The sequence below is a fragment of the Mycobacterium sp. 1245111.1 genome, assembly GCF_001673405.1.
GTDB lineage: Bacteria > Actinomycetota > Actinomycetes > Mycobacteriales > Mycobacteriaceae > Mycobacterium.
In genome coordinates this window covers 1-1,255 of the sequence record NZ_LZLV01000045.1, presented here as the reverse complement: position 1 = coordinate 1,255, position 1,255 = coordinate 1, and the positions used below count along the sequence as shown (strand labels likewise).

Below are 1,255 nucleotides of genomic sequence, written 5' to 3'. Positions count from 1 at the left end.
TGACAGTTTCCTTCACGCGGCCTGAGTGGCCGGTGTGGTCATGATTGCTTCGAATTCGATCGGGGTCAATCGGCCGAGGGCGGTCTGTCGGCGCCGGCGGTGGTAGGTGCGTTCAATCCAGGTGACGATGGCGATGCGGAGCTGTTTTCGGTGAGCCAACCGCGACGGTCCAAGACGTTCTTTTGGAAGCAGGCTGAAGAACGACTCCGTAGCAGCGTTGTCGCCAGCGGCCCCGACGCGACCCATGGACTCGACCATGTCATATTGGTTCAGGGCGTGGACAAATCGTCGGCTTCGAAATTGCGATCCGCGGTCGGTGTGAACGATTCAGCCAGCGACGTCGCCGCGGCGGGCGACCGCGCTGGCCAAGGCCTGGGTGGCCAGTCGTGATTTCCTTCTGGAGTCGATCGAGTAGCCGACGATGCGGTTGAGAACACATCCTTGATCGCACAGAGATAGACCTTGCCTTCGGCGGTGCGGTGTTCAGTAATGTCGGCTAGCCACAACCGATTTGGTGCCTCAACGGTGAAATCACGATCGACCAGATCATCATGGACCGGTGGACCGACCTTGCCGTTCTTGCCCCGCGTGCGCTTGCCGAACGCACTTCACCAATTATTGTCCGAGCAGATCCGCCAGGCAGTCCTGTCTGCCATCGGGTGTCCGGCGTCGCGGGCTTCTTCGACCAAGAACCGGTAGCCGAACTCCGGGTCGTCTTTGTGGGCGTCGAACAACGCGTTGGCCCGTTGCGTCGCAACGTATTCGGTGGCGGTGACCGGATCGGCCAGCCACCGATAGTAGGGCTGGCGGGCAAGCTTGAGGACCCGGCACGTCACCGCAACGGGGATCCCGTCGGCGGCGAGCTCGTTCACGAGCGGGTAAAGCCTTTTCCCGGCAGATTCGATTGCGACAAATAGGCCGCAGCCCGGCGCAGCACCTCGTTCTCTTGTTCGAGCAGCTTGATCCGCCGGCGCGCCTTTCGCAACTCGGCAGAATCGCTAGTGGCGTTGCCTGGTCTGGAGCCCTCATCGATGTCGGCTTGGCGCATCCACTTCGACAGAATGATCGGATGCACCCCGAAATCAGCAGCGATCTGCTCCAGCGTCACGCCGACGTCGCGGTTGCGAGCGACGCGGACAATATCGTCACGAAACTCCTTGGGATACGGCCTTGCCATGCTGACATCCGAGATCGCCTGCCCACACTGGGCAGGCGATCTCAGATGTCACCTATTCCTGCAGCAGACCCGATGTCG

Annotated in this window: 3 protein-coding genes; all 3 read right to left on the bottom strand. The window is 61.3% G+C overall.

The genetic code is table 11. The annotated features are described in order from the left end of the window. Positions 1–12 precede the first annotated feature (12 nt). The 3 genes from A5658_RS29290 to A5658_RS29280 all read right to left on the bottom strand — a co-directional run bounded on the left by A5658_RS29290 (position 13) and on the right by A5658_RS29280 (position 1,177). Entirely contained in the window at positions 13–246 is a 234-nt protein-coding gene (locus A5658_RS29290) for an integrase core domain-containing protein (RefSeq protein WP_369830501.1), read from the bottom strand. 362 nt (positions 247–608) lie between these two features. Then, positions 609–872 carry a hypothetical protein gene (locus A5658_RS29285; protein WP_369830500.1) on the bottom strand — a complete coding sequence of 88 codons (264 nt, stop codon included), beginning with the start codon at positions 870–872 and terminating at the stop codon, positions 609–611. Then, the gene (locus A5658_RS29280) at positions 869–1,177 is read right to left on the bottom strand and encodes a transposase (RefSeq protein ID WP_067333240.1); all 309 of its coding nucleotides are present in this window, start codon (positions 1,175–1,177) and stop codon (positions 869–871) included. Before A5658_RS29280 ends, A5658_RS29285 begins: the two co-directional genes overlap by 4 nt. Positions 1,178–1,255: the final 78 nt, after the last annotated feature.

Coding starts and splice junctions, on each gene's coding strand:
- A5658_RS29290 (WP_369830501.1), bottom strand. CDS start 246: ATGGGTCGCGTCGGGGCCGCTGGCGACAACGCTGCTACGGAGTCGTTC.
- A5658_RS29280 (WP_067333240.1), bottom strand. CDS start 1,177: ATGGCAAGGCCGTATCCCAAGGAGTTTCGTGACGATATTGTCCGCGTC.